Source organism: Alcaligenes sp. SORT26, from assembly GCF_017377875.1.
In the GTDB taxonomy this organism is placed as follows: Bacteria; Pseudomonadota; Gammaproteobacteria; order Burkholderiales; family Burkholderiaceae_B; genus Alcaligenes; species Alcaligenes parafaecalis.
The window spans coordinates 3,317,889-3,340,696 of the sequence record NZ_CP070975.1; the positions used below are offsets into that span (position 1 = coordinate 3,317,889).

The following is a 22,808-nucleotide window of genomic DNA, read 5'->3' on the forward strand; positions in this document are numbered from 1 at the left end:
AATGCTGCTCACGCTTGCTTGAACCGGCTTTTCTGCCTTTCTTGTTCTCTTCTTCCCGTATTTTCAGGTCCCCGCCCTATGGCTGCGCGTCGCGCTTCGTCTGTTTCCGATTCTTCCGTCCCCACTCAAGCGGGTTTGCTGCTCCATCCCCAATGGCTGGACTATCCCCGTCTGGAAGGTGTGGCTCGCCAGGTCGCCAAGAAAGCGCGTTTTCAGGATCGAGCCGGAATACGGCGACTGTGGCTGAAAGCCTGGCGCCTGCCGCAGGACGCCGCCTTTTTCAATCAGATCATCACGGCCGAGCTGGGTTTGAAGGATGCCGATCAGCGCCTGGAATCCCAAGGGGTGCCCGAGGTCGTTATCCGTAACCTGCGCCTGCTCTACCAAATGAGTGCCGACAAGCTGGATGCGGATATTTATGAAGTCCTGCGCGAGCAATTACTTGAACAGCGCGGCCAATTGGCCGGGGCGATTGCCTCTCAGTCTCTGCCGTTAAGCGAGAACTGGCCTGAAGCCGAGCGCAGTCCGCGCTTGCTGGAGTTGGTGCAGGCTTGGCAGTCCCTGCCTTTGGCGCAGACCTATTTGTGGCAATTGCAGGCCGAGCAGCGTGACCGTGATCAACGTGCCCAGCGTTGGGAGCAGGCCCAAAAAGAACGTGAGCAAGCCCGTCAAAAAGAACACAGCGATAAACAGCGCAAGTTCGATCAAGCCCAGGAACGCTTGAGCGCCTGGCTGCAAGAGCAGGGTTGTGAGCCGCAGCGCATCACCCTGGAGGCCTTTGAGGGCCTGCAAGCGGGTGAGCCTGCCCATTGGTTCATGACGGTGTATGGCCGCAATGCCAGTGCGGCGGTGTTGACCCAGGAATTCAAGCTGGACGCCGAACAGCAGGCGTTTCTGTTGCAGGCCCAAGCAGAACGTCAGGAGCGCCAGCGCGAGCAACGCCAGCAGCGTTGGGCCTGGGAGCAGGAGTGCATCGGCTCGGAAGAAACCATGGCCTTGCTGGGTATTACTCGTCAGGAGTACGAGTTGTGGCTGGCTGACCGCCGTTTGCCCAGCACCAAGCTGGAAGTGCGTGGCGGAGCCGCCGCCGGGCGTGATCGTGTCGCCCATCATCCTGACCTTCTGGTTGCCATCGACCAAAACCAGATTGAACAATGGCGCGAGCAGCATGCCAGCACCCTGAGTGCCCGAGAGCGCTCCCAGTATCAGCGCGCTGCCGACCGCGCCCGCACGCAATGGCGTCAGCAACAAGTGCTGAACCAGATCAAGAAGCAGGAAGAGTGCGATTACGAAATTGACCCGGAAGATCCGCAGCGCCTGTGGTGGCATAAGGATTTGTGGCTGGCCGTGAATGTGCCCGTAGCGGGGGAGCGTCAGCACTGGCGTGCCAATGTGCGCATGCAGGCGGCCGTGCCTTTGCCGCGTACCGGCTCGGAGCTGGACCGATTGCCCGCCCGTGTCACAGTTTTGTTCAATACGGCCGCTCAAAATCGCCTGTCCCAACGTCTGGAAGACTCGCTGGATGCGTTTTTGCAAACCCAGCGTCCCTTGATTGATGGCTCTTCCTTCCTGGAGCTGGCCAAAGCCCTGCGCATGGCCTTGGAAGAAGGGATTGAGCAAAAAGAAATTGAAGCGGGTGATTTTGAAAAACGCCTGCTGAATGGCCCGGTGCGTCGCATTCTGGAAAGTGTGGAGCAACAGCGCGCGCAGGATTTGATGCGTTTGGGCGACTTCCCGGAAATGTTCAACCTGGCTCGTGGCATACGGCGTCATCTTGTATTCCGTTTGGGGCCCACCAACTCGGGCAAGACGCACGAGGCCTTGGAAGCCTTGATGGAAGCCAGATCGGGTGTGTATTTGGCACCGCTGCGACTGTTGGCCATGGAAGTGCGCGACCGCCTGATGAATGCTGGTATCCCCTGCAATCTGGTCACGGGCGAAGAGCGCGTGATGGTGCCCGGTGCCCAGCACACCGCCTGCACGGTCGAGATGATGGACCCCACGATGGAAGTGCGCGTGGCCGTCCTGGACGAGATTCAAATGCTGCAAGACGAGCAGCGCGGCTGGGCCTGGACGGCAGCCTTGGTCGGTGTTCCGGCCCGTACTCTGTTTGTCTGTGGTGATGCCTCGGTCTTGCGTCCTTGCGAGCGTCTGGTGCGTTCCATGGAAGAGACGATGGAGCTGGAGTTCACCGAGCGTAAAACGCCGCTGGAAGTCATGCCTTACCCGGTTGAGCCGCCGCGTGCGACGGGCAAGCAAGGGCGTCAGGAAGCGCCGTGGCGGGGTCGCAAAGACCGTCAACGCGAAGCCCAGGGTGTCTCCAAAGGCGATGCGGTCGTGGCCTTTACTCGTAAGGATGTACTGACACTAAGTGCCCGTTATCGCGCTCAAGGCTGGAAAGTCGCCACGATTTACGGTGCCTTGGCCCCTGAAGTGCGTCGCACCGAGTCCGAGCGCTTTTCCCAAGGCGAGGCCGATGTGCTGGTGGCCACCGATGCGATTGGCATGGGCTTGAACCTGCCAATTCGTCGCGTCTTGTTCTCTACCGTTCACAAGTTTGACGGCCGCTCCATGCGCGCCCTGAACGCAACTGAAGTGCGTCAGATTGCGGGGCGTGCAGGCCGCTATGGCTTGTATCCCAAAGGCTATGTGGGAGCGATGGACAAGCAGGACTTGAACCACGTACGCACCCAATTGCAAAGCGATGCCCCCAGCGTGGATATACGCTTGCCCATTGCGCCCAGCCCCGAACACGTGCAAGCCTTGGCGGCACTGCTGGATAACAACAATATCGGTGCCGTGCTGCAGTATTTTGCGCAAAAAGTGGCCTCGGATAGCCCCTTGTTCCAGACAGCGGGTCTGAAAGATGCGATTGAGCTGGGCTTTTGTGTAGACCGGCTGGCACCCAAGCTGGAGCTGCGCGAGAAGTTCACCTTTGCATGTGCACCCGTGTCCGTGGATAAAGATACCGAGCTGGATTACTTCAAACGCTGCTTGTCGGCGTATGTAGCGCAGCGGCCCCTGGCCTTGCCTCCGGCCCCGTCCTGGCTGAAATCCGCCAGCCCTTCGCGTCTGGAGGATGCTGAATTGTTAAGCAAGCAAATCAGCTTGTATGCCTGGTTCAGTATGAAATTCCCGCAAGTGTTTGACCAAGGACCGTGGTTGCCGGAAGTGCGCTCGCAAGTTAGCCGCTTTATTGAACGCAGCCTGTTGCATCAAAGTGGCTTTGGGCAAACCAGCCGCGAAGCTTTTGGTACACCGTCGCCGGGCAGACGCTGACCCTTTTTCAAGCAAGTTGCTATCGGATCAGCCTGCAGGGAAATAGGCTGGCTCGATCCGATTTATATCGTTTGATACACTATGCCCTGTGCGGATATGTCCGTACGGTCCGGTTAAGGGGTATCCTGCCCCTATCCCTGCGCCAGTTCTGGCGCCCTCCCTGTTTTCCAAAGCTATCTATGAATTACCGCAAGCTGACCTTGGTGTTGGCGGCGTTGGCGATGCTGGGGCCTTTTGCTACCGATGCCTATTTGCCGTCATTTCACCGTATCGGTGTTGAATTTTCCGTTGACCAGTCAATGGTTCAGCAGACCTTAAGTCTGTATCTGTTTGGTTTTGCCTTCATGAGCCTGTTCTGGGGCATGCTGTCCGACAGCTTCGGGCGACGTCCTGTGATCCTGGCTTCGTTGATCCTGTTCCTGATCGGCTCGATTGGTTCCGCGTTGGCGCCGACCTTTTCCTGGCTTTTGTTTTTCCGCATGATCCAGGGCTGTTCGGCAGGTGCCGGGCGAGTCGTTGGCCAGGCTCTGGCACGCGACTGTGTGCAGGGAGTGACGGCCCAGCGCCTGTTTGCCCACATCACCATGGTGTTCAGCCTGGCACCGGCCATTGCGCCTGTCTTGGGCGGCTATCTAAGCAGCTATTCGGGCTGGCGTTCTGTGTTCTGGATGCTGACAGTGGTCAGTATTGCCCTGCTTGCACTGTGCTGGCGACAATTGCCGGAAACCTTGCCCGTCGCGTCGCGTCAGCCTCTGAAGCTGTGGGTGATTCTGGCCAATTACGCTCGTGCGCTGAGCAATGGTCGCTTCGTGCTGGCCATTTCGGCCATCGCCTGTGCCTTTGGCGGTTTTGCCTTGTACATTTCTTCCGCCGCCAGCTTTGTGATTGGCGTCCTGGGCCTGACAGAGACTGCCTTTGCCTGGCTGTTCCTGCCTTTTATTGGCGGGATGCTGGGTGGTTCTATTCTGAACGCGCGCTTTGCGGAGAAGCTGGCCCCGGCCCGCATGATTCGTTTGGGCCTGTGCATCATGCTGGCTGGCGCAACCTTCAATACCATCTATAACTCGCTGTTCCAGGCCGAAGTGCCGTGGGCCGTCATGCCGATTTTTGTCTATGCGTTTGGCATGTCCATGGCCTTGCCGGGCATGACGGTGGTGACTTTGGGCACCTTCCCCACCATGCGCGGCCTGGCCTCGTCGGTACAAAGTGCGTGGCAAATGCTTTTGTTCGCCACGGTATCCGGTGTGGTGGCGCCGCTGTTATTTGATAGCGGCTTGTTGCTGGCATTGGGCATGTTGTGCGCCGCTGCCTTGTCGGCGGGTTTCTGGTGGTGCAGCCAGTACCGCTCTAAATCTGTTGAGGCGTAGACCCTGATCAGGAACGGGCGCTACTGCTTTCCTTGTGGTCAGCGCCCGTTTGTTGAGCGATGTGTTGAATGCTGGTTTGAGCGCCATTGTGATCCACAGTGGCGTTTTTGTTTTCAGCCGCTGTGTTGGACACAGAAGGGGTAAACCATTGCACCAGACCCATGCCTGCCAGAATCAATAGCACGCCTACAATCCGTCCCATATGCACGGGGCGTGGGGCCAGGCCCATCAAGCCATAGTGGTCGATCAGCATGGAGCTGAGCATTTGCCCGGCCACCACACACACGATAAAGCTGGCGGCGCCCATGCGCGGGGTCAGAATCAGCGCTGCGCTGATGTAAATCACCCCGCCAATGCCGCCGGTCCATACCCACCAGGGGGCGTGGGCCAGTTGTGCCGTCAGAGGGGCGGGAGCGCGCATCAACCAGATGGTCGGCAACACCAGAGCAGCGCTGATACAGAGCGAGACCAGCGTGGCCCACAGCGGATGTCCCAGCACTTTACCCAGAACGGCATTGCTGGCGGCCTGGAAAGGCACGGCAGATCCGGCAAACACAGCAATCAACATGCTGAACAAAGCGGTACCGGGCATATGCGTATCTCCATAGAAATCAAAGCTCTATCTTGCACTATTCGTCGTTCTTATTGAAATTAATAGTGTGCACAGTCATTATTCGTTCTATGGATGAACTACGACGTATAGACCTGAATCTGCTGCTAAGCCTGCATGCCTTGTTGACCGAACAACATGTCACCCGCGCGGCCCACCGACTGCATAAAAGCCAGCCGGCGGTCAGCCACGCCCTGGCGCATTTGCGTCAGGTGTTCAACGATCCCTTATTGATACGCCGAGGGTCGCGGCTGGAGCCTACCGCGCTTGCCCTGCAATTGCAGCGTCCCTTGGAGCAGGCCTTGTTGCAGTTGAACGGCTTGCTGGATGCAGGCGGTTTTGATCCGGCCAGCGAGCAGCGCGAGTTTCGTTTGGCGATGTCCGACTACGGGGCCCAGATAGTTCTGCCGCCCTTGATGCGCATCTTGCGGCGGCAGGCTCCCGGTATTTTTCTGGCCGTGAGCCAGGCCAGCCGGGAAGGGATGCTGGCGCAGTTGCAGGATGGCGAAACGGATGTGGCCTTGGGAGTGTTCTCGGAAATCCCCGCAGACTTGCAGGCGCAGACCTTGTTTGAAGAGCATCTGATCTGCATTGCGGACCGAGCCAGCCTGGCGACGCCCTCTGGTCCTGGCCTGGAAGAGTGGTTGCACCGCCCTCATGTGCTGGTTTCCATGCGGCCGGGAGGGGAAAGCGAGGTAGATAATGTACTGGGCAGAATGGGGCTGAAGCGTCAGATCGCCCTGTCCTTGCCGCATTGGAGCGCTGCGGCTCAGGTGCTGGCTGGTACGGATCTGATTCTGACGGTTTCCAGCCGTAGTGCCGAACCTTTGCGCGAGCACCCTGAGCTAGTCTTTTTCCAGCCACCGTTACCCATTCCTTCGGTCTTGTTTCAGCAGGTTTGGCATAGTCGACGGCAGGCAGACCCGGCCCATGCCTGGCTGCGAGGGCAGTTAATGGCCTGCTGTCAAAGTGAGGCTTGACGCTTTATAACGGCCCGGCGCTTGACGATACCGCCTGCAGTTTCCGACAATTTATGTTTGCCGTTAAATTCCCTCTTTTATCCGTTTAAACGGATGGATAAAACGATTTGGACTGCCGGGTGCAGTCTCTGTGTAGTGCTTTGTAGATTAATTGTTGATGAACCCCGCTAATGCCTTGAATCTGGATGAAGACACCTTGCATAAGGAGGCACGAGCCTGGGTCAGCCGCCTGAAAACGTCCTCGCTGACCTCTCGTCAGGCTCGGGAGCTGCGCCGCTGGTGTGGGCGCAGTCCTTCTCACGCATCCGCTTTTGCGCACGCGCGCGAAATGTGGGATGCCATGCCGCAAGATCGTGAAGAGTGGCTGCGTGAAGCCAAGCTGATGAAAACACGCGGCCACCAGCCGTTGCGCCGCGCCTTGCTGGGTGGTCTGCTACTGGGTGGCGGCCTGTATATGGTCGTGAAACCTCCCTTGCAGTTATGGCCTTCGCTGGCCGATTTGCGCGCTGATTACCGCACGGGTGCGGGCGAGCAGCGGCGCGTGCAGTTGCTGGACCATGTCTGGCTGGATATGAATACCCGCAGTCGCCTGAATGTCGGGGACGACCCGCATTTGGGCCGGATTGTGGCTCTGCAGGAAGGCGAGGTCGAAGTGCGCCAGGCCGAGCGCTCGGCCGCAGTGTGTACGGTGTTTGCGGGTGCCGGTTCTATTCAGACCTTTAATGGCCGTACCAATATTCGCTATCTGGATGGCAAAACCCAAGTGACTTGTTTGTCGGGCAGTGCTCAGGTGGATTTTGGTGGGCAGGGGTACAGGCTGGGGGCGGGCGAGCAGCTTGTGTATGGACGCCATGCCATCAGCTCGGTGCAGACAGTGGCGGCGGAGGATTTCCCGTCCTGGCGTCAGGGCCGTCTGGTTTTCCATGAGCAGCCTTTATCGCAGGTGCTGGCCGAGTTGAATCGCTACTGGGCTGGTCACCTGATTTTGCGTGATGCGTCGCTGGGCCATATCTTGGTCAGCTTTGCGGTCAGCCTGGATAATTTGCCTGAGGCGCTGGATGTCTTGCAGCAGTTGTATGGTCTGGATGTATTGCGCTTGCCCGGTGGAATTGCTTTGTTGAGTCGCGCCTGATCTTGCTTGGTCTGGCCGCTGCTCCAGGATGTACATGACAGAAGAGGGTGGCTGATGGGTGTTGTTGCGATAAGCAAAGCCCGCAGAACCACAAGAAATCGTATGCAATGATTAAAAAAACGGCCAGGGTAGCAATACCCTGGCCGTTTTATTTGCTGTATATCCAGCGTCTTGCGGACCCTGAGAGGGCCCGCTGTTTTTAGCTTCGTCCGGCCTTACTCCTGCGGTGCCTCGGGCACATGCAAGCGGCTGACATGCAAGGTGGCAATACGGCGCTGGCTGACTTCCGTGACTTCAAAGCGCAAGCCGTCGGCCTCGACTACCGTGCCGACGGTGGGCAGGGAGTCCAGACGTTCCAGCAAGAAACCGGCCACGGAGTTAAAGCTGCTGTCTTTCAAGAGCAGGTCGTCCGCTTCAACGGCCTGGGCCAGCAACAGCAAGTCGATACCGCCGTCCACCTGCCACAGATTGGGGCCAATCTGCTGAATGGCAGCTTGCTCGTCCTCGTCCGGGAACTCACCGGCGATGGCTTCCAGAATGTCGATAGGCGTCAGCAAGCCTTCAATGGCACCGTACTCATCCGTGACCAGCACGAACTGGCCGTTGGACTGTTTCAGCATGGCAATGGCGCTAAGTACATCTGTGTGCTCATGCACGATGATGGGCTCACGCAAATCCGGCCACAGTTGTACTTGCGGGTAATCGTCCAGATCTGCCAGCAGGTCCTTGGCGCGGGCCACACCCACCACCTGATCCAGATCGCCCTGACACACTGGCAAGAAGCTGTGCGGGGTAGAGCGCAATTGCTGGCGCAGGGTGTCGGTCGAGTCCTCGATATTGATCCAGGTGATCTCCTGACGCGGTGTCATCAGCGAGCGGATAGGGCGTTCAGCCAGGCTCAGTACACCGCTGACCATATTGCGTTCTTCGGTGCGGAAGCCTTGCTCGTCCAGTTCCAGTTGCGCATCGTGCTTGCTGTCATCCTTGTCTTCGTTCTTGCGGTTGCTGAGCATGCGCAGCACGGCTTCTGCCGTACGGTCACGCAAAGGACGACGCGATTGCGAGCGCAGCAGGCTGCGGCGGGCAATCTGATTGAAGAATTCGATCAGGATGGAGAAGCCAATGGCCGCATACAGATAGCCTTTGGGGATCTTGAAGCCCAGGCCTTCGGCGGTCAGCGTCAGACCAATCATCAGCAAGAAACTCAGACACAGCACCACCACCGTGGGGTGGTTGTTCACGAAGGTGGTCAGGGGTTTGGAGGCCCAGATCATCAAGCCGATAGAGATGATGACGGCCGTCATCATGACGGGCAGTTCGTCCACCATACCTACGGCGGTAATCACCGCGTCCAGCGAGAACACGGCATCCAGCACCACAATTTGTGCCACCACCACACCAAAGCTGGCGTAAGCCTTGTTAGTGCTGGAGTGGTGGCTGCCGCCTTCCAGGCGTTCGTGCAGTTCGCTCGTGGCCTTGAACAGCAGAAACAGACCACCCAGCAGCAAGATCAGGTCGCGGCCGGAAAAGCTCAGCGGTCCCAGGGAGAACAGCGGTGTGGTCAGGGTGACCAGCCAGGAGACGATCGTCAGCAGACCCAGGCGCATGATCAGCGCCAGTGACAGGCCGATTAGGCGAGCACGGTCGCGCTGATGCGGGGGGAGTTTATCGGCCAGGATCGCGATAAAGATCAGGTTGTCGATGCCGAGAACAATCTCCAGCACCACCAGAGTTAATAAGCCGACCCAGATGCTGGGATCGAGTAGCCATTCCATGATGTTGTCCTGTTAGACAGATAAATAAGTGCAAAAAAGCAGGGGGGCGGGGCGCAGTTGCGCGTCAGAAATCAGACGCGCGGCGGGCGGTGCTCCGGGGCAAATTCGCAGCAAATAGCGGGCAGGGAATAGGACGGGCAAGCCGAAGGCCAGGCATGCAGCCAGAAAGACTGAACCGGGCAGGGCAAAGGGGTATCCGCGTGATCGGCATACTGCTGCATGGGCGTGTGCGCCAGAATGGCGCTGAGCTGCTGCAAAGGATGAGTGCCGGATTTGACGCGGTGTTCTACAGGCTCGGCCGCATCAGCTTCGTGTTGAACGAATAATGCGGACTGACCACCCTGCACAGTGGCATGGTAGTGGGAGCTATAAGCCTGCAGGGGAAGGATAAGGAGTAAGACGACGACGAACCAGCGTCTCATAGTGTCTAGGGGAAGTCTGTGACGGATCAGTATATCGTATGCGGGCAAGTTCAAGGCAAGTGCGAAATCAAGTTCTGCGTACGTGGCAAACCGCCTGGCGTCGCAGGCGGGGGGCGCGGTCGCTGCCAGGGGTAGAGGAGGAATTTAGCCCAGGTATCCAAATTGGCCTTGCTCAAAGTCGGCAATGGCCTGGCTAATTTCTTGTTGTGTATTCATCACAAAAGACCCATAGGCCAGGACGGGCTCATCAATGGGTTCGCCGCCCAGCAGTAACAAATGGGTGTCCTGTTGGGCGTCCAGGGCGATCTGCTGGCCTTCCTGGCTTAGCAGTACCACCTGGGCCGGGCGGGCCAGCGTTTGCTGGTTCACCTGCACGGCACCGCTCAGTATCAGCAAACTGCTGTTCCAGCCTGCGGGCACCTGAAAGCTGGCCTGATGTCCGGCCTTGATCTGTATATCCCACAACAGCAGGGGGCTGTGATGCCGGGCTGCGCCGGGCTGCTCCAGATAGTCACCGGCAATCACGCGTAGTTGTCCCGCCTGATCAGGCAGGCAGACGACAGGAATAGCCGTGCTGGGCAGGTGCTGCTGGCTGGGGGCCAGGGTTTTGGCGGCGGCAGGCAGGTTCACCCACAATTGCACCATTTCCCACTGACCGCCTTGGCGGGCAAACCCCTCGGAATGGCTGGCCTGATACAACAGACCGGAAGCCGCGCTCAGCCATTGCACATCACCCGGACCCAGCATGCCTCTATGGCCGGTAGAGTCGCGATGCTCCAGTTCGCCCTGATACACCAGGGTGACGGTTTCAAAGCCACGCTGAGGCGAGCCATGCACCTTATGTCGACGGTTTTGGGCCGGATAGCAGCCGGGGGCGGCGTAATTCAGGCGTAAAAACGGGCTGAGTCGGTCTGCATGGTCCTGGTGGCTGAATAAAGTGCGAGCCGCCAAGCCATCGTCACCGCCCAGGGACGGACACGGATTCAAAATGCTGGCGACCTTTTTCATGGCATAGGCTCCACATAAATAATGCATGTCTTAAAGGATAGGGGTGAACTCCCGCTATGATTAGCCCCCGCTATTGCAAAACTGTATTGCTTTGGCGGGCTGGACGAATGTGAGCAATTAGTAACCAAATTCACAAACGTAAGTACTCGACCCGCGCTAGCATTAGCGCACTTTGTTACGTAGAGAGTGGAATGGGGCAGGCTTTTCAAGCCTTGAGCGTCTGGCAGGTGATGGGCGTGGGCTTATTGTTTTTCGGCGGCATTTACCTGCTGTTCGCATTGGGTACCTTGGCGCTGACACATTGGCTTTTTCCTGCCTTGGGTTGGGGACGCCCCCTGGACACACGTCCCTTGCGTCCTGGCCAACTGCGCCGGGAGCTCAAGCAATCCGGTTCCGCCATTCTGATCTTTGGCACCGGCATGATTTTCCCCTGGGGTTTCTTGCAGCTAGGCTGGGCGCATTTGACGCCGGATGCCAGTGCTACCCGCATTGCCCTGGAAATTCTGGCGCTGGTGATCTGGAACGACGTGCATTTCTGGATAAACCACCGTCTCCTGCATACCCGCTGGTTGCGCCGTTATCACGGCCCGCACCATTCTTCGGTTGTGGTGACGCCCTTTTCTACCTACAGCTTTCACCCGCTGGAGTCGATCATGCTGGGCAATGTGATCCTGTTGCCTATGCTTGTGCATGACTTCAGCTTCTGGTCCTTGCTGTCCGTGCCCTTGTTCAGCCTGTTCTTCAACAGCATCGGCCACTCCAATTACGACTTTTTCCCCAAGGTCTCCAGCCGCAACTGGCTGGCGGCCAGCCGTCGTCACCAGCGTCATCATGCACAGTACAACGGCAATTACGGCTTTCAATTCAGCTTTATGGACCGTCTGTTCGGCACTCGCTTGCCGGATCGCCCCGAGGAGGCGCGGGGATGAGCGCTGCGTGGCGTTTGCGTAACCCGCGCGATTGGCAAAGTCTGCTGTACTTGATTGCCTACCCTGCCCTGGTGGTCGCGCTGTGGCGCGGCGGTTTTTCCTGGATTTTGTACGGCCTGCTGCTGTTCCTGACGCTGGGTATCGGCGTCATCAACCACAATCACCATCATTTGCGCATGTGGCGGGGCCGCCTGCCCAATCGTTTGACGGACTTCTGGCTGACCCTGGTGCAAGGCCATCCCGCTTGTGTGTTCTGGCCTGCGCATGGTCGCAACCACCACCGTTACAAGCATGGTGAAAAAGACGTGGCCCGCACTTACCGTTTCTGGCGGGGCGACACCAACGACACCCTGGGCTGGCTGATGCACCCTTTTGAGGCCATCCCCGCCCTGTATCCCACTATTTTTAGCTGGTTAGGCAGCTTGCGCCGTCACTGGCCTGGTGTGTGGGCCTATTGCATGGCGCAGTACGGCCTGTGGCTGGGGAGCTGGACGCTGGCTTTGGCCCTGGACCCGGTTAAAGGCCTGTTGTACGTGATCCTGCCGCAGCTACATGGTTTGCACTGGCTGCTGACCACTAATTATCTGCAACATGCCCATGCTGATGGCAGCCCGCAAGGCCGACAGGGTGAGCAATTGGCCTATGCCCGCAATTTCGAGGGGCTGGTCAATCCCTTGCTCTTCAATATCGGGCTGCATGTGGCCCACCATGAACATTCGCGTGCGCACTGGTCCGAGCTGACCCGGCTGCACGACACCGAATACCGAGCCCGCACCCCGGATGCTTTGAACGAAGGGGGGCTGGTGCCTTATATGTTGCGTGTTTTTGTGCTGGGCCTGTTTGTGCCTCGCTACCGCAGCCAATCTTTGAACGCCGTGGGCCAGACTGAGCGTCGGCGTGATTCCGTGTAATCAGGAGTATTTCTATGCCCGTGGCCTTTGAGCACGTCGTTATCCATCAGGCCCAGTGGTTTATGCCCGGCGAGCCGGTCGATAACACCGCTATGGATAACTTTATTGCCCCCTTGAACCGTATCTCGGGGCGTATCAAACAGCGCATTCTGGCCGAAAACGGTATTCAGCAGCGTTACTACGCCATTGCGGAAGATGGCGGTACGCGCTGGAGCAATACGGCCATGGCCGCCAATGCCATCCGTAGCTGCCTGGAGCAAGCCGGTCTGGACATGGGTGATATAGGCTTGCTGGCCAGCGGCTCTTCGGGTGGTGATTTGTTGATGCCCGGCTTTGCTAACGCCATTCAGGGCGAGCTGGGTGCTCCTCCGCTGGAAGTGCATTCCGTACACGGGATTTGTGCGGCAGGTGTCACGGCGTTGCAGACCGTCGCCCAAGGCATTGAGCTGGGTGCTCATCGTCACGGGATGGCGGTGGCCAGCGAAATGCCCTCGCGTCTGTTCCGCCGCTCGCGCTTTGCCTCGCAAGACTATCAGGCGGACTTTGATGCGCACTTCCTGCGCTGGATGCTTTCCGACGGCGCGGGAGCGGCTTTGCTCAGCCATAAAGATCAGGTCTTGCCCACCACGCAGCCCGGCGTGCGTTTGCGCCTGCGCTGGATTCATCAAAAATCCTTCTCGGGTGATTACCCCGTTTGCATGCAGCTAGGTGCCGCACGCGACTCCACGCGCAGCCATCTGGATTACGACTCCTGGGCCGAAGCCGAGCAGGCCGGTGCCTTGTCCCTGCGCCAGGACATCCGCCTGTTGCCGCACCTGTTCGACATTGGCATCCACGAGTACGTAAAACTGGTGCGCGATGGTTGGGTTGACCCAGAGCGCATCAGCCATTTCCTGTGCCATTACTCGTCCGAGAAATTCATTCCCGTGGTGGCGGATTTACTGGAACAAGCCGGGCTGGCGATTCCTGCCGAGCGCTGGTATAGCAATCTGCGCTGGCGCGGTAATACGGGTGCGGCCTCCATTCTGATCATGCTGGCCGAGTTCATGCGCGACCGGACCTTGACGCCGGGCGAGCAAATCCTGTGCTACGTGCCCGAGTCGGGCCGCTTCATGACGGCGTATATGCTGCTGGAAGTGGAATCCTGCGATGCGCCTGCCGCCACGCTGTCTTATCCCTCTGCGAAACAATCGGCCCCCGCTGCTGTGGACCAGGTGGATATAGCCCCCCCGCACGACCCGGCGACAGCCCCGCAAGGCTTGCGCGATCTGCTGACGCAATTGGCTCCCATCTGGCACGATTACCGCTCGCAAGTGTGGCGTACCCCCTTGCTGCGCAGCCTGCACGACGGCTCCATGCGTATGCAGGACTACCAGAAGTGGATGGCGGACTGGATTCCCCAGGTGCGTGAAGGGGCCAAATGGATGCGCGAAGCCTGCGACTCCTTGTCGCCCACTTACGCACCGCTGGCTGAGCTGATTCGTCTGCACGCAGGCGAAGAACAGGACGACTTCAAGATCTTGTTCGAGGACTATCAGCACGCCGGTGGTACTGCCACCGAGATCGAGCAACTGACGCGCAACCCCGGCGGTCAAGCCTTGAATTCCTACCTGCATGCGCTGGCCGCCAGCCAGGACCCGATTGGTTTGCTGGGCGCCATTTATATTATTGAAGGTACGGGCCAACGTATCGTTCCGGCCCTGCTGCCTTTGCTGAAGTCTTCCTTGTCGCTGGAACCGAATATGTACCGCTTCCTGCACTACCACGGCATGAACGACGAGCACCATCTGGCTCGTTGGCTTGTCGCGGTCGAGCTGGCGCTGGATTGCGATGAAACCGGCCGCGCCGAACAGATTATTATTGAAACCGCACGCCGTACGGCTGCCCTGTACTTGATGCAGTTCCAATACGCGAAAGAGTTTTAATTCATGGATCAAATCCCGGATTTTTTAAGCAAGCCACATGACCCCCAGGACCCCAGTCCCTGGCGGGCCTTGTACCTGGATCGCAGCACGCCTTTGCCCGATGAGGTCAAGCAGGCCTGGCTGGCGGACTCCAGCTCGTCCTCGCGCCAGTATCTGCTGCCCTTTTTGCGGCCACTGGCCCGCTTGATGATTGTGGTGATCCAGATCGTCAAAACCTTCTTGCCGCGCAAGTGGTCGCACTCAGGCCTTTTGCATCGCATTCTGGTGTGGGGCTTGAAGCGCTTTGTCTCGCCACAGGCCAACTGGCTGATTCTGCGTCACTTCCACCTGGGTTCGCAGGTTCTGGCCTTTATTGCTGCCAACTCGCCCACCAAAGTACCGACGACGCCGCTCACGCCGATGAATATCGACGAGCTGCATGATCACACCTTTGTGAAACACGATCTGAATTTGTTCAACTTCGTGATCCGGCTGAATCAGGCGCTACGGGACAATAATCAGGAAATCGGCCCGCCGGAGCGGGTGGATTTCTCCATGATCCAGCCCGTGCCCTTGGCTCTGGACGATATGCCGCAAGGCCCGCTGAACAAGATGGATCTGCAAAGCGCCATCGAACTGTTCACACCCTTGTACCAACTGCTGCTGACCGATAACGACTTCTGGCGTGCGGCCAATTCCTTGCAGTTGGACGAGACTATCGGTATCTATGCGGCCAAGATCTTGCAGGCGCCAGAGCATCTTATTCTGGTGAACAACGGCCACCCCCTGGTGCCCATGTCTACCTTGCGAGCAGGCTACCGTCTGGTACTGCATGGCTTGTCGACAGAAATGCTGCACAGCCTGCTCAATCAGATGAAGCAGGCGCAGGCGGAGCAGGAAAGCGGCTTGAATCAAGAGCAAGGGCAGGGACCAGACCAGGCCCAAGATTCAGTGCAGAAATCTGACCCTGAGCTTTGATCTTTCAGCCAGTCTGTCCAAGGGCTGCCCTCGTATTCGCGCGAGGGCAGCCCTTGGTGTTTTTAGACTAGACGTAGTCGCTGCTGCTGTTCAGGCTGCCGTTTTTTCCAGTCCAGCCAGCACATCATCAAGTGCATCAGCCAGGTATCCAGCCCAACGCTCAGTGGCTCCTGGCTGAGCCAGCAAATCCTGCCGGACTTCAATCGCAAAATGCGGTAGACCGGCAGGAATCGCGTGACGCAAGAAGGTATGCCCACGTAATTCGCGCCCGTCGTAGGGGTAGTTGTTGCCTATCGAACTGGCATGCCGTGACAGACCTTGCAGCATCAGGGAGGCAGGCCATTCCTGTTCCCAGATGACGGCGGCATGGGGGCGTTCCTGTCCGTTCAAGGAAGCGGCAAAGGAATGGATAGGCAAGATCAGCACGGTGGAGTGATGTTCACGCAAGGCGCGTAAAGTTTGTGCCACTTGCTGATGAAATGGCTCGAACACGCGCAGGGCACGTTGCTCTCGGGCCGCGTCATCCAGACCCACATTGCCGGGAATCAGGCTGCCGTCGGAGCGCTCGGGAATCCAGTCCGCATCGTGGCTGGAGCGGTTGCAGTCCACATACAGCCGCGAGGTGGTGCACAGGACAGCAGGTGCACCAATACGCAGTGCCAAGGCGCGGGCCAAGGCGTCTGCCCCCAGGTCCACGGCGATATGGCGCTCCAGATCTGCCGCGCTGCATCCCAGATTATCTGCTTCCGGTGGCATTTGATTGGATGCGTGCTCGCACACCAGCAGCACGGGGGTACGTCCCTGGGCATTGAACACGGTGGCCGCTGGCCATGTGTCGGTGTGTGGGCGCAGGCTGGAGTCAGGATTGGAGATTGACATGGAAAGCCTTGAGGACCGTGTATTCATCAAAGGAAGCGGCGCCGTAGGTTCTGCCCAGACCGGAGGCTTTGACACCCCCCCAGGGCAGGTTCAGATCCGCATGGTCGCAGCGGTTGACGTAGCAAAGGCCAGCCTCCACATCACGACTTAATGCCAGAGCCTGCTCAATGTCCTGCGACCAGATTGAGGCGGTCAGACCGTAGCGGCTGTCATTCATCAAACGTAGTGCGTGCTGGTCGTCAGCCACGGCCGTGATGCAAACAAGCGGCCCAAAGGCCTCATCCTGGATCAAGCTGGAGTCTTGTGCCACATTCAGCAGTACAGCAGGCGCTACGTAGGCGGAGGATGGGTCGACTTCAGTCGGGTGAGCAATGACGGTTGCCCCTTCTTCCTGTGCCTGGACAAGCAGCTTTCGCAGCCGTTGGGCCGCTGCTGTGCTCACGACCGGGCCTATATCCGGCGTACTGTCGGGGTGGCCTACAGTCAATTTATTCATGCCGCTGACAAAGCCCTCTACAAAGGGTTCGTAGACCGATTCGTGTACATAAATCCGCTCTACCGAGCAGCAGGATTGCCCGGCATTGTCGAAGCTGCCTGCGACCAGGGCAGGGATGGTGCTGGCCAGATTGGCATCGGCGCGCACATAGGCAGGGTCTTTACCGCCTAGTTCCAGCCCGGTGCTGACCAGCCCGGCAGCCGCTGCTTGGTACACACTTTTGCCTCCTTGATCGGAACCAATGAACTGGACTGCATGCACGTGCCCGGAGGCCAACAGTTGCTCCGTTCCAGCATGGTCCAGATGCACTGCCTGGAAGACATCGGGATGCCCGCCTGCATCACACCAGGCCTGCTCCATAAAGTCGGCAATAGGAGCTGTTTGGTGGGCATGTTTAAGCAGCACGACATTACCGGCCAATAGTGCCGCGACAGTCATTCCGCCTGCCATGGCGACCGGGTAGTTCCAGGCACTGATTGCCAGACAAAGGCCCTTGGGCTCTCGCCGTACCAGCCGTTGCGCTTGTGCAGTGGAGTTCATGCTGATGTCTTGCAGCTCCTGGCGGGCCCGCATAATCATGTCCTCGGTGACGGCTGATACGCGCGATAGCTCATCCGATTGTTGTGCGGGGCGGCCAATCAGCTTCATCAACAATTCAGCCAGCGCCTGACGACGCTGCTCCAGAATCGCTACAAAGCCCTGAATCTGTGTGATGCGCTGCTCCAGCGGCACCTTGCGCCAGTCCTTGAAGGCCAGGCTGGCACGCTGCACAGCAGCCTGAACCTGTTCTTCACTCAGAACGCTGCGGGAAGCCACAATCTGGCCGTCGATAGGGGAAACAATAGGAGTAGGGTGGGCAGCCATTATGCAAACTCAAAAAAGCGTTGGCGTTCAACGTCGGTGACCAGGGCGGCGAACTCTTGCTCCTGAGCGTACTTGCTGGCCACGTAAGTATCGACAAAGGCATTGCCGAAAATCTCGCGTGCTACCGGGGAACGATCAAAGCGGTAAATGGCTTCGCCAAAGGAGTTGGGGAACTTCAGTTCAGCGGGGATTTCCGACATGCGTTCGTAGACGTTGCCCTGCATTTCTTCGCTGGGCTCGATCTTGTTCTCAATGCCCCACAAGCCCATGCCCAGAGCGCAGGCCAGGGCCAGATACGGGTTGGTATCTGCGCCGGGTGCGCGGCATTCAATACGTTGAGACGATGGCGAGCCTCCAATGGCCCGCAAGGCGCAGGTGCGGTTTTCCCAGCCCCAGGTAGCGGTAATCGGCGCAAAGATCCAGGGCTGAAAACGGCGGAAAGAATTGACTGTCGGGCCAAACATGATCAGAAAGTCAGGCAGGAGTTTTTGCATGCCGCCAATGAAATACCGCATCTCCTGGCTGATGGCATTGGGCTGGGAGGCGTCATGGAAAACCGACTCGCCATCGGGGCGGCGCAAGGACACATGAACGTGGCCGCTTTGTCCGTCAGCATCATTGGACCAGCGCGCCATAAAGGTCATCAAGCGGCCATGACGCTGCGCCAGAATCTTGGCAAAGGTCTTGAACAGGATGGCATTGTCAGCAGCCAGCACCCCTTCCTGATACCCCAGCGCCGCTTCCATAAAGCCTGCGCCCATCTCCTCGTGCACGCCTTCCAAAGGCACATCCAGACAGGCAAAACAGTCCAGCAGGGCGTTGTAGAAATCCGTGTCCACGCCCTGACGCAACATCAGGTTGTAGGACTTGCCCAGCGTTGCCAGATCCAGATTGCGATAGTCTTTTTCGCGGATGGAGCGGGAGCTTTCATTGAACAGGGTGAACTCGTACTCGCAGGAGTGAAAAGGCCGATAGCCCATTTGCTCCGCCTTTCTGGCGACGCGGTGGTACACGTTGCGCGGGAAAATGGGCTCTTCTTCTTCGACGTAATCAAACAGGAAGAACAGGTTGCGGGAGGGGCTTTCCCAGGGAATCTCCCGGCCGCTATCGGGGACCAGACGGCATAGATTGTCAGCAAACTTGGCATCGGCCAGGGACTGACCGCCGGGCATGGGCCGCAGCACATCGTTAAAGTCCAGCGCCAGGGTGGCCTGGGGAAACAGGATGCCCTTGTCGATGGTCTGCAAAAACTTTTCACGCGATACGTACTTGGCGCGAATCTGTCCCTGCATATCGGCAAAGCCAATGTTCACATGCTGAGGCTGGCGGGCATTGATCAGCGCTCGTACTTCTTCCAGGGTTTTGATCGAACGAATATCCATTTCATCTCCTGAACAGCCTTCCCTTGAAGCGACTGTGGTTTAGACTGATTCTGTCTGTTTCTGTAGTTCTGTTATGTTCCATTTTGGAAACATTTCAGGAAATTTTATGCTAACCTGCCAACTTGTCAACGAAATTGTTTTAGGCATCAGGTATTGGCCAAGTGTGTCTGTCTGACGCGGCAGAGCCAGGCTGGGCACTGCCTTTCAAACAGGATAAAAAATGCGAGACAGTGGTATCTGGGATTACATCGTGGTCGGTGCTGGCTCATCTGGCAGCGTTATTGCCAGTCGCTTGTCGCAAGAGCCAGGCGTCAGCGTGTTGCTGGTGGAAGCAGGCAGTTGGGACTTGTCGCCGTATCTGTGGGTACCGGCGGGCGAGGAGCGCGCCATTGCCAGCCCGAAATACAGTTGGTCCTATCAGGTTGAGGCCGATCCCAGCCGCAATAATCGTGCTGAGGTCTGGCCTGCCGGACGTGTGCTGGGTGGCAGCAGCTCGATCAACGGCATGATTTATCTGCGCGGCAGTGCAGCCGATTACGATGCTTGGGCGGCGCAGGGCAATGAGGGCTGGGCTTACCAGGATGTGCTGCCGTATTTTGTACGGGCCGAGACCAATACGCGCGGTGCCAGCCGCTTTCACGGTGGGCAAGGGCCCTTGTCTGTATCGGATGTGCGTACACCGCATCAACTGGTCAGCACCTTTACGCAGGCGGCGATGGAGTGCGGCTTACCGTTCAATGGGGATGTGAATGGCGCGTCTCAGTTCGGTGTTGGTGCCTTGCAGGCGACCCAGAAGCGGGGTTGGCGTCACAGTGCCTCCAAAGCCTATTTATGGCCTGCTCGCAAGCGCACCAACCTGACAATTTTGACGGGGGCGTTGACACGCCGGGTCTTGATTGAAAAGGGGCAGGCGGTCGGTATCGAGTATCAGAAAAAAGGCGAGGTGCTCAGTGCCAGGGCGCGCAAGGAAGTCATTCTCTGCGCCGGTGCCCTGGCGTCGCCCAAGCTCTTGATGCTCTCCGGTATCGGGCCTGCCCAGACCCTGCGCCAGCACGGTATCCCCGTGGTTTGCGACCTGCCGGGCGTGGGCCAAGGCTTGCAAGAGCATCCGGGCGTGATGATCAGCGCCGAGGTGAATGTACGCACCTATAACGTGGAAACAGACCCGTGGAGTGTGATCAAGCACGGCATGAACTGGTTGTTTCGGGGGCGAGGTCCAGGTGCTACGCCTATTGGTCATGCCGTGGCTTTCGCCAAAACCCGGCCTGATGAAACAGAGCCGGATGTGCAATTGACCTTTACCCCTATAGGCTACAACACGGTGGGAGATGGGCCTTTGTTTTTCCCTATGCCTGCCGTCGTGATTGCGGTCAATGTGTGCCGCCCTCTGGCACGTGGGCAAGTGACTTTGCGCTCTGCAGACCCAGCAGATTTACCCCGTATTGAACACGTGATGCTAGGCCAGGAGGATGACCGACGCAGGCTGCGTGATGGGGCCAAAATGGCGCGCCAGTTCTTTAATACCGGTGCCTTTGCCCCCTATATGCAAGGTGAGCTACACCCTGGCGCGCAGGTAACAGAGGACGAACAGTGGGATGCTTTCCTGCGTAGCCATTGCATCCGTTTCAGCCATCCGGTGGGAACGTGTCGCATGGGCCCGGACGGAGATGAAAACGCGGTGCTGGACCCTCAGTTACGGTTGCGCGGAGTACGTGGTTTGCGTGTTGCCGATGCTTCCATCATGCCCAGCTTGCCCAGTGCCAATACCAATGCGCCAGCCATCATGATTGGTGAAAAGGCGGCGGATCTGATCCGGCAGTTTCCCGCTTGATTGCGACGCAAGCCACGGTCATGGCTTGTGGGTGGCAGGTTTCAGGTCTTGGGAGTGGAATTGCTCATCAGGACCGAGGCTTCCCGGCGTACCGCGAAGTAGGCATGCGGCACGCTGGCATCAAACAGCATGCTGTCGCCGGGGCCCAGAATGACGGGTTCGTACAGGGCAGAGTGCAGTTCGACCTGTCCTTTCAGAACATAGATGAATTCTTCGCCAGGATGGGCCAGAAAGGAGGCCGATGTGCCCGGAGCCTTCTCGGTGATGGTGACTTGCCAGAACAGGTTGTCCGGCTGGCTCATATCTCCGCACAGTACGCGGTAGCTGCGGCCAGAGCGCTCGAAGGCTCGGCCTTCATTGGCACGAGTAATGGCGCGTCGGCCCGTCAGTGTGGCGGTTTGCTCGCTGCCGTTCAGCGCGCCCAGTAAAGCAACGGCAGGAATTGCCAGGGCTTCGGAAACAGCGAACAGCTCGGGGTGACGCAGTGTGGCTTTGTCGTTCTCGATCTTGGACAGCTTGGCCAGAGACACGCCTGTCGCCTTCTCCAGGTCTCGTAAAGAGAGGCCGGCGCGTTTGCGAGCAGCGTGTATGACTTTTCCAAGCGACATGGGGAGCGTTTCCGGGCTATAGGATGTTAGCGAGGTGGCAAGAAGCGCCCATTATACAAATCGCGGGCAGTCGCAACAGAGGTATCCGGCGGCTTGAAATTCCTGAAAAACCAGGCCTGGAGCAGGGCGGTACGGAAAGGGGCGAGGGCTTTGTCGCAACCCTGCAGGGGGTTGTGACGGTAGCGCCTTGATGTCGCGGCGTATTTGTTGATGTTTATAGCTTAAAGAGCCCTGTCTGGCATCGCGAACCGGTGGGTTTGCAAGGCCAGACAGCGGGTCAGCAGGGCTTAGCCTTCAAAACCCGGCACGATGATGAACTCCGCCTCCGAGGCAGGTTCACGGATGGCCTTGGCAGCCTGGTACTGGGCCGATTCATAAAAGGCCTGGGCTTGGGGCACATCAGGAAACTCCACCACGACGGTGCGGCGTGTGTCGGCCGGGCCTTCCAGGGTGATGGGTGCCTGGCTGCGGGCCAGAAAACGGCCACCGTGCGCCTTGATGATGGCGGGGCTCAGCGCCGTGTAGTTGGCGTAGGTATCCGGGTCATGGACGTGTACGCGGGCGATCAGGTAAGCGGGCATGGCGATATATCCGTGAATCAGTTGCGTTCGGTGTAAGCCATGTACAGCTCGTGGGCACGGGTTTCAATCGGGCCACGTGCGTAGTGGCGATCGTCAATGCGATTGCAGTGCAGGACTTTGCCGTAGTTGCCGGTGCTAAAGACTTCATCCGCATCCAGCACATCTTGCGGCGTCAGGCTGGCTTCACGTACTTCAATGCCGTCGTCACGCAGCAGTTGCATGACGCGTCGGCGGGTAATGCCGTTCAGGAAGGTGCCGTTCAGCTCGGGCGTCAGCACCACGCCGTCACGCACAATCCACAGATTGGCCACGGCAAATTCTGCGATCTTGCCTTTGGAGTCCAGCACGATGGCGTTATCAAAGCCGCGTGCGCTGGCCTCGCGCATAATGCGCTGAGTGTTGGGATACAGGCAGGACGCTTTGGCATCGGTAGGTGCCATGGAGGGGTCCGGGCGCAGAAATTCGCTGAAAGTAGCGCTAAATCCGCTGTCGTCCGGCATGGGGGATTCAAAAATATGAATGGCCAACTGGCTGGTCGATGGATCGGGCTGGATGAAACCACCGGGTGCGAAATACAGCAGCTTGATGTAGTAGTCCGTGGTGTGGGACAGCTTTTTCAGGCCCTCGCGCACCAGGTCTACGGTTTGCTCGGGCGTCATCACCGGCTCCATGCCCAGGGTGACGGCCGAACGGTTCAAACGCTCACAGTGCAGGTCCAGATCCGGGGTGTGGCCTTGAATTGAACGAGCGCCGTCAAAGACTGTGGTGGCCATCCAGAAAGCATGGTCGGTAGCGCCAATCAAGGGCGCGCTGGTGCTGCTCCATTGGCCATTGGACCAGGTTATTTCATTGGTACTCATGGGGCTTCCCTC

General features: G+C 58.4%; 19 protein-coding genes. 9 read left to right on the forward strand and 10 right to left on the reverse strand.

Features of this window, described 5'->3' with window-relative positions; all coding sequences use genetic code 11:
• The first annotated feature begins 78 nt into the window (after nucleotides 1-78).
• Nucleotides 79-3,279 (forward strand): helicase-related protein, encoded by a 3,201-nt coding sequence (locus tag JYG33_RS18690; RefSeq protein WP_243430193.1) that lies wholly within the window; start codon nucleotides 79-81, stop codon nucleotides 3,277-3,279.
• Nucleotides 3,280-3,458: 179 nt separating this feature from the next.
• The gene (locus JYG33_RS15145; RefSeq protein ID WP_207873011.1) at nucleotides 3,459-4,646 is read left to right on the forward strand and encodes a multidrug effflux MFS transporter; all 1,188 of its coding nucleotides are present in this window, start codon (nucleotides 3,459-3,461) and stop codon (nucleotides 4,644-4,646) included.
• Between the two features lie 7 nt (nucleotides 4,647-4,653).
• On the opposite strand, the gene JYG33_RS15150 is transcribed toward JYG33_RS15145, so the two are convergent.
• Nucleotides 4,654-5,238, reverse strand: a complete 585-nt coding sequence (locus JYG33_RS15150) for a DMT family transporter (protein ID WP_207873012.1) — start codon at nucleotides 5,236-5,238, stop codon at nucleotides 4,654-4,656.
• 89 nt (nucleotides 5,239-5,327) lie between these two features.
• Between JYG33_RS15150 and JYG33_RS15155 the strand changes: the two genes are divergently transcribed.
• Together JYG33_RS15155 and JYG33_RS15160 are read left to right on the forward strand one after the other, a co-directional pair.
• A complete protein-coding gene (locus tag JYG33_RS15155) occupies nucleotides 5,328-6,236 on the forward strand; it encodes a LysR family transcriptional regulator (RefSeq protein ID WP_207873013.1) in 909 nt (302 codons plus the stop codon).
• A gap of 157 nt (nucleotides 6,237-6,393) precedes the next feature.
• Nucleotides 6,394-7,368 (forward strand): FecR domain-containing protein, encoded by a 975-nt coding sequence (locus JYG33_RS15160; protein ID WP_207873014.1) that lies wholly within the window; start codon nucleotides 6,394-6,396, stop codon nucleotides 7,366-7,368.
• 215 nt (nucleotides 7,369-7,583) lie between these two features.
• Here the strand turns inward: JYG33_RS15160 and JYG33_RS15165 are convergent, their stop codons facing one another.
• The 3 genes from JYG33_RS15165 to JYG33_RS15175 form a co-directional block, all read right to left on the reverse strand.
• Entirely contained in the window at nucleotides 7,584-9,143 is a 1,560-nt protein-coding gene (locus tag JYG33_RS15165) for a TerC family protein (RefSeq protein WP_207873015.1), read from the reverse strand.
• A gap of 71 nt (nucleotides 9,144-9,214) precedes the next feature.
• Complete coding sequence (locus JYG33_RS15170) at nucleotides 9,215-9,565, reverse strand: hypothetical protein (RefSeq protein ID WP_207873016.1); 351 nt, start codon at nucleotides 9,563-9,565, stop codon at nucleotides 9,215-9,217.
• Between the two features lie 144 nt (nucleotides 9,566-9,709).
• A complete protein-coding gene (locus tag JYG33_RS15175) occupies nucleotides 9,710-10,573 on the reverse strand; it encodes a pirin family protein (protein WP_207873017.1) in 864 nt (287 codons plus the stop codon).
• A 191-nt stretch (nucleotides 10,574-10,764) separates the two neighbouring features.
• On the opposite strand from JYG33_RS15175, the gene JYG33_RS15180 reads away from it, so the two are divergent.
• The 4 genes from JYG33_RS15180 to JYG33_RS15195 are packed head-to-tail and all read left to right on the forward strand — an operon-like array spanning nucleotide 10,765 to nucleotide 15,295.
• Nucleotides 10,765-11,502 (forward strand): sterol desaturase family protein, encoded by a 738-nt coding sequence (locus JYG33_RS15180; protein WP_207873018.1) that lies wholly within the window; start codon nucleotides 10,765-10,767, stop codon nucleotides 11,500-11,502.
• Nucleotides 11,499-12,413: a fatty acid desaturase gene (locus JYG33_RS15185; RefSeq protein ID WP_207873019.1), complete on the forward strand. Its 915-nt coding sequence runs from the start codon at nucleotides 11,499-11,501 to the stop codon at nucleotides 12,411-12,413. The genes JYG33_RS15180 and JYG33_RS15185 overlap by 4 nt, the downstream gene beginning before the upstream one ends.
• Before the next feature lie 14 nt (nucleotides 12,414-12,427).
• On the forward strand, nucleotides 12,428-14,338 hold the full coding sequence (locus JYG33_RS15190; protein WP_207873020.1) for a beta-ketoacyl-ACP synthase III: 1,911 nt from the start codon (nucleotides 12,428-12,430) through the stop codon (nucleotides 14,336-14,338).
• A gap of 3 nt (nucleotides 14,339-14,341) precedes the next feature.
• A complete protein-coding gene (locus JYG33_RS15195; RefSeq protein ID WP_243430194.1) occupies nucleotides 14,342-15,295 on the forward strand; it encodes a hypothetical protein in 954 nt (317 codons plus the stop codon).
• Between the two features lie 90 nt (nucleotides 15,296-15,385).
• Here the strand turns inward: JYG33_RS15195 and JYG33_RS15200 are convergent, their stop codons facing one another.
• From JYG33_RS15200 to JYG33_RS15210, 3 genes are read right to left on the reverse strand one after another with little or no spacing between them, the layout of a single operon-like run.
• On the reverse strand, nucleotides 15,386-16,174 hold the full coding sequence (locus JYG33_RS15200) for an N-formylglutamate amidohydrolase (protein ID WP_207873021.1): 789 nt from the start codon (nucleotides 16,172-16,174) through the stop codon (nucleotides 15,386-15,388).
• On the reverse strand, nucleotides 16,155-17,534 hold the full coding sequence (locus JYG33_RS15205; RefSeq protein WP_207873022.1) for an aldehyde dehydrogenase family protein: 1,380 nt from the start codon (nucleotides 17,532-17,534) through the stop codon (nucleotides 16,155-16,157). Before JYG33_RS15205 ends, JYG33_RS15200 begins: the two co-directional genes overlap by 20 nt.
• Entirely contained in the window at nucleotides 17,534-18,916 is a 1,383-nt protein-coding gene (locus JYG33_RS15210) for a glutamine synthetase family protein (protein ID WP_207873023.1), read from the reverse strand. Before JYG33_RS15210 ends, JYG33_RS15205 begins: the two co-directional genes overlap by 1 nt.
• 220 nt (nucleotides 18,917-19,136) lie before the next feature.
• Between JYG33_RS15210 and JYG33_RS15215 the strand changes: the two genes are divergently transcribed.
• Complete coding sequence (locus JYG33_RS15215) at nucleotides 19,137-20,747, forward strand: GMC family oxidoreductase N-terminal domain-containing protein (RefSeq protein ID WP_207873024.1); 1,611 nt, start codon at nucleotides 19,137-19,139, stop codon at nucleotides 20,745-20,747.
• Between the two features lie 41 nt (nucleotides 20,748-20,788).
• Here the strand turns inward: JYG33_RS15215 and JYG33_RS15220 are convergent, their stop codons facing one another.
• The 3 genes from JYG33_RS15220 to JYG33_RS15230 all read right to left on the reverse strand — a co-directional run bounded on the left by JYG33_RS15220 (nucleotide 20,789) and on the right by JYG33_RS15230 (nucleotide 22,796).
• Nucleotides 20,789-21,355 carry a cupin domain-containing protein gene (locus JYG33_RS15220; RefSeq protein ID WP_207873025.1) on the reverse strand — a complete coding sequence of 189 codons (567 nt, stop codon included), beginning with the start codon at nucleotides 21,353-21,355 and terminating at the stop codon, nucleotides 20,789-20,791.
• A gap of 287 nt (nucleotides 21,356-21,642) precedes the next feature.
• Nucleotides 21,643-21,936: a DUF1330 domain-containing protein gene (locus JYG33_RS15225; RefSeq protein WP_207873026.1), complete on the reverse strand. Its 294-nt coding sequence runs from the start codon at nucleotides 21,934-21,936 to the stop codon at nucleotides 21,643-21,645.
• A 17-nt stretch (nucleotides 21,937-21,953) separates the two neighbouring features.
• Complete coding sequence (locus JYG33_RS15230; protein WP_207873027.1) at nucleotides 21,954-22,796, reverse strand: branched-chain amino acid aminotransferase; 843 nt, start codon at nucleotides 22,794-22,796, stop codon at nucleotides 21,954-21,956.
• Between the last annotated feature and the right edge of the window lie 12 nt (nucleotides 22,797-22,808).

What these genes read in the sequence shown, in the direction of transcription:
- JYG33_RS18690 (WP_243430193.1), top strand. Translation starts at nt 79, where the DNA reads ATGGCTGCGCGTCGCGCTTCGTCTGTTTCCGATTCTTCCGTCCCCACT.
- JYG33_RS15145 (WP_207873011.1), top strand. Translation starts at nt 3,459, where the DNA reads ATGAATTACCGCAAGCTGACCTTGGTGTTGGCGGCGTTGGCGATGCTG.
- JYG33_RS15150 (WP_207873012.1), bottom strand. Translation starts at nt 5,238, where the DNA reads ATGCCCGGTACCGCTTTGTTCAGCATGTTGATTGCTGTGTTTGCCGGA.
- JYG33_RS15155 (WP_207873013.1), top strand. Translation starts at nt 5,328, where the DNA reads ATGGATGAACTACGACGTATAGACCTGAATCTGCTGCTAAGCCTGCAT.
- JYG33_RS15160 (WP_207873014.1), top strand. Translation starts at nt 6,394, where the DNA reads ATGAACCCCGCTAATGCCTTGAATCTGGATGAAGACACCTTGCATAAG.
- JYG33_RS15165 (WP_207873015.1), bottom strand. Translation starts at nt 9,143, where the DNA reads ATGGAATGGCTACTCGATCCCAGCATCTGGGTCGGCTTATTAACTCTG.
- JYG33_RS15170 (WP_207873016.1), bottom strand. Translation starts at nt 9,565, where the DNA reads ATGAGACGCTGGTTCGTCGTCGTCTTACTCCTTATCCTTCCCCTGCAG.
- JYG33_RS15175 (WP_207873017.1), bottom strand. Translation starts at nt 10,573, where the DNA reads ATGAAAAAGGTCGCCAGCATTTTGAATCCGTGTCCGTCCCTGGGCGGT.
- JYG33_RS15180 (WP_207873018.1), top strand. Translation starts at nt 10,765, where the DNA reads ATGGGGCAGGCTTTTCAAGCCTTGAGCGTCTGGCAGGTGATGGGCGTG.
- JYG33_RS15185 (WP_207873019.1), top strand. Translation starts at nt 11,499, where the DNA reads ATGAGCGCTGCGTGGCGTTTGCGTAACCCGCGCGATTGGCAAAGTCTG.
- JYG33_RS15190 (WP_207873020.1), top strand. Translation starts at nt 12,428, where the DNA reads ATGCCCGTGGCCTTTGAGCACGTCGTTATCCATCAGGCCCAGTGGTTT.
- JYG33_RS15195 (WP_243430194.1), top strand. Translation starts at nt 14,342, where the DNA reads ATGGATCAAATCCCGGATTTTTTAAGCAAGCCACATGACCCCCAGGAC.
- JYG33_RS15200 (WP_207873021.1), bottom strand. Translation starts at nt 16,174, where the DNA reads ATGTCAATCTCCAATCCTGACTCCAGCCTGCGCCCACACACCGACACA.
- JYG33_RS15205 (WP_207873022.1), bottom strand. Translation starts at nt 17,534, where the DNA reads ATGGCTGCCCACCCTACTCCTATTGTTTCCCCTATCGACGGCCAGATT.
- JYG33_RS15210 (WP_207873023.1), bottom strand. Translation starts at nt 18,916, where the DNA reads ATGGATATTCGTTCGATCAAAACCCTGGAAGAAGTACGAGCGCTGATC.
- JYG33_RS15215 (WP_207873024.1), top strand. Translation starts at nt 19,137, where the DNA reads ATGCGAGACAGTGGTATCTGGGATTACATCGTGGTCGGTGCTGGCTCA.
- JYG33_RS15220 (WP_207873025.1), bottom strand. Translation starts at nt 21,355, where the DNA reads ATGTCGCTTGGAAAAGTCATACACGCTGCTCGCAAACGCGCCGGCCTC.
- JYG33_RS15225 (WP_207873026.1), bottom strand. Translation starts at nt 21,936, where the DNA reads ATGCCCGCTTACCTGATCGCCCGCGTACACGTCCATGACCCGGATACC.
- JYG33_RS15230 (WP_207873027.1), bottom strand. Translation starts at nt 22,796, where the DNA reads ATGAGTACCAATGAAATAACCTGGTCCAATGGCCAATGGAGCAGCACC.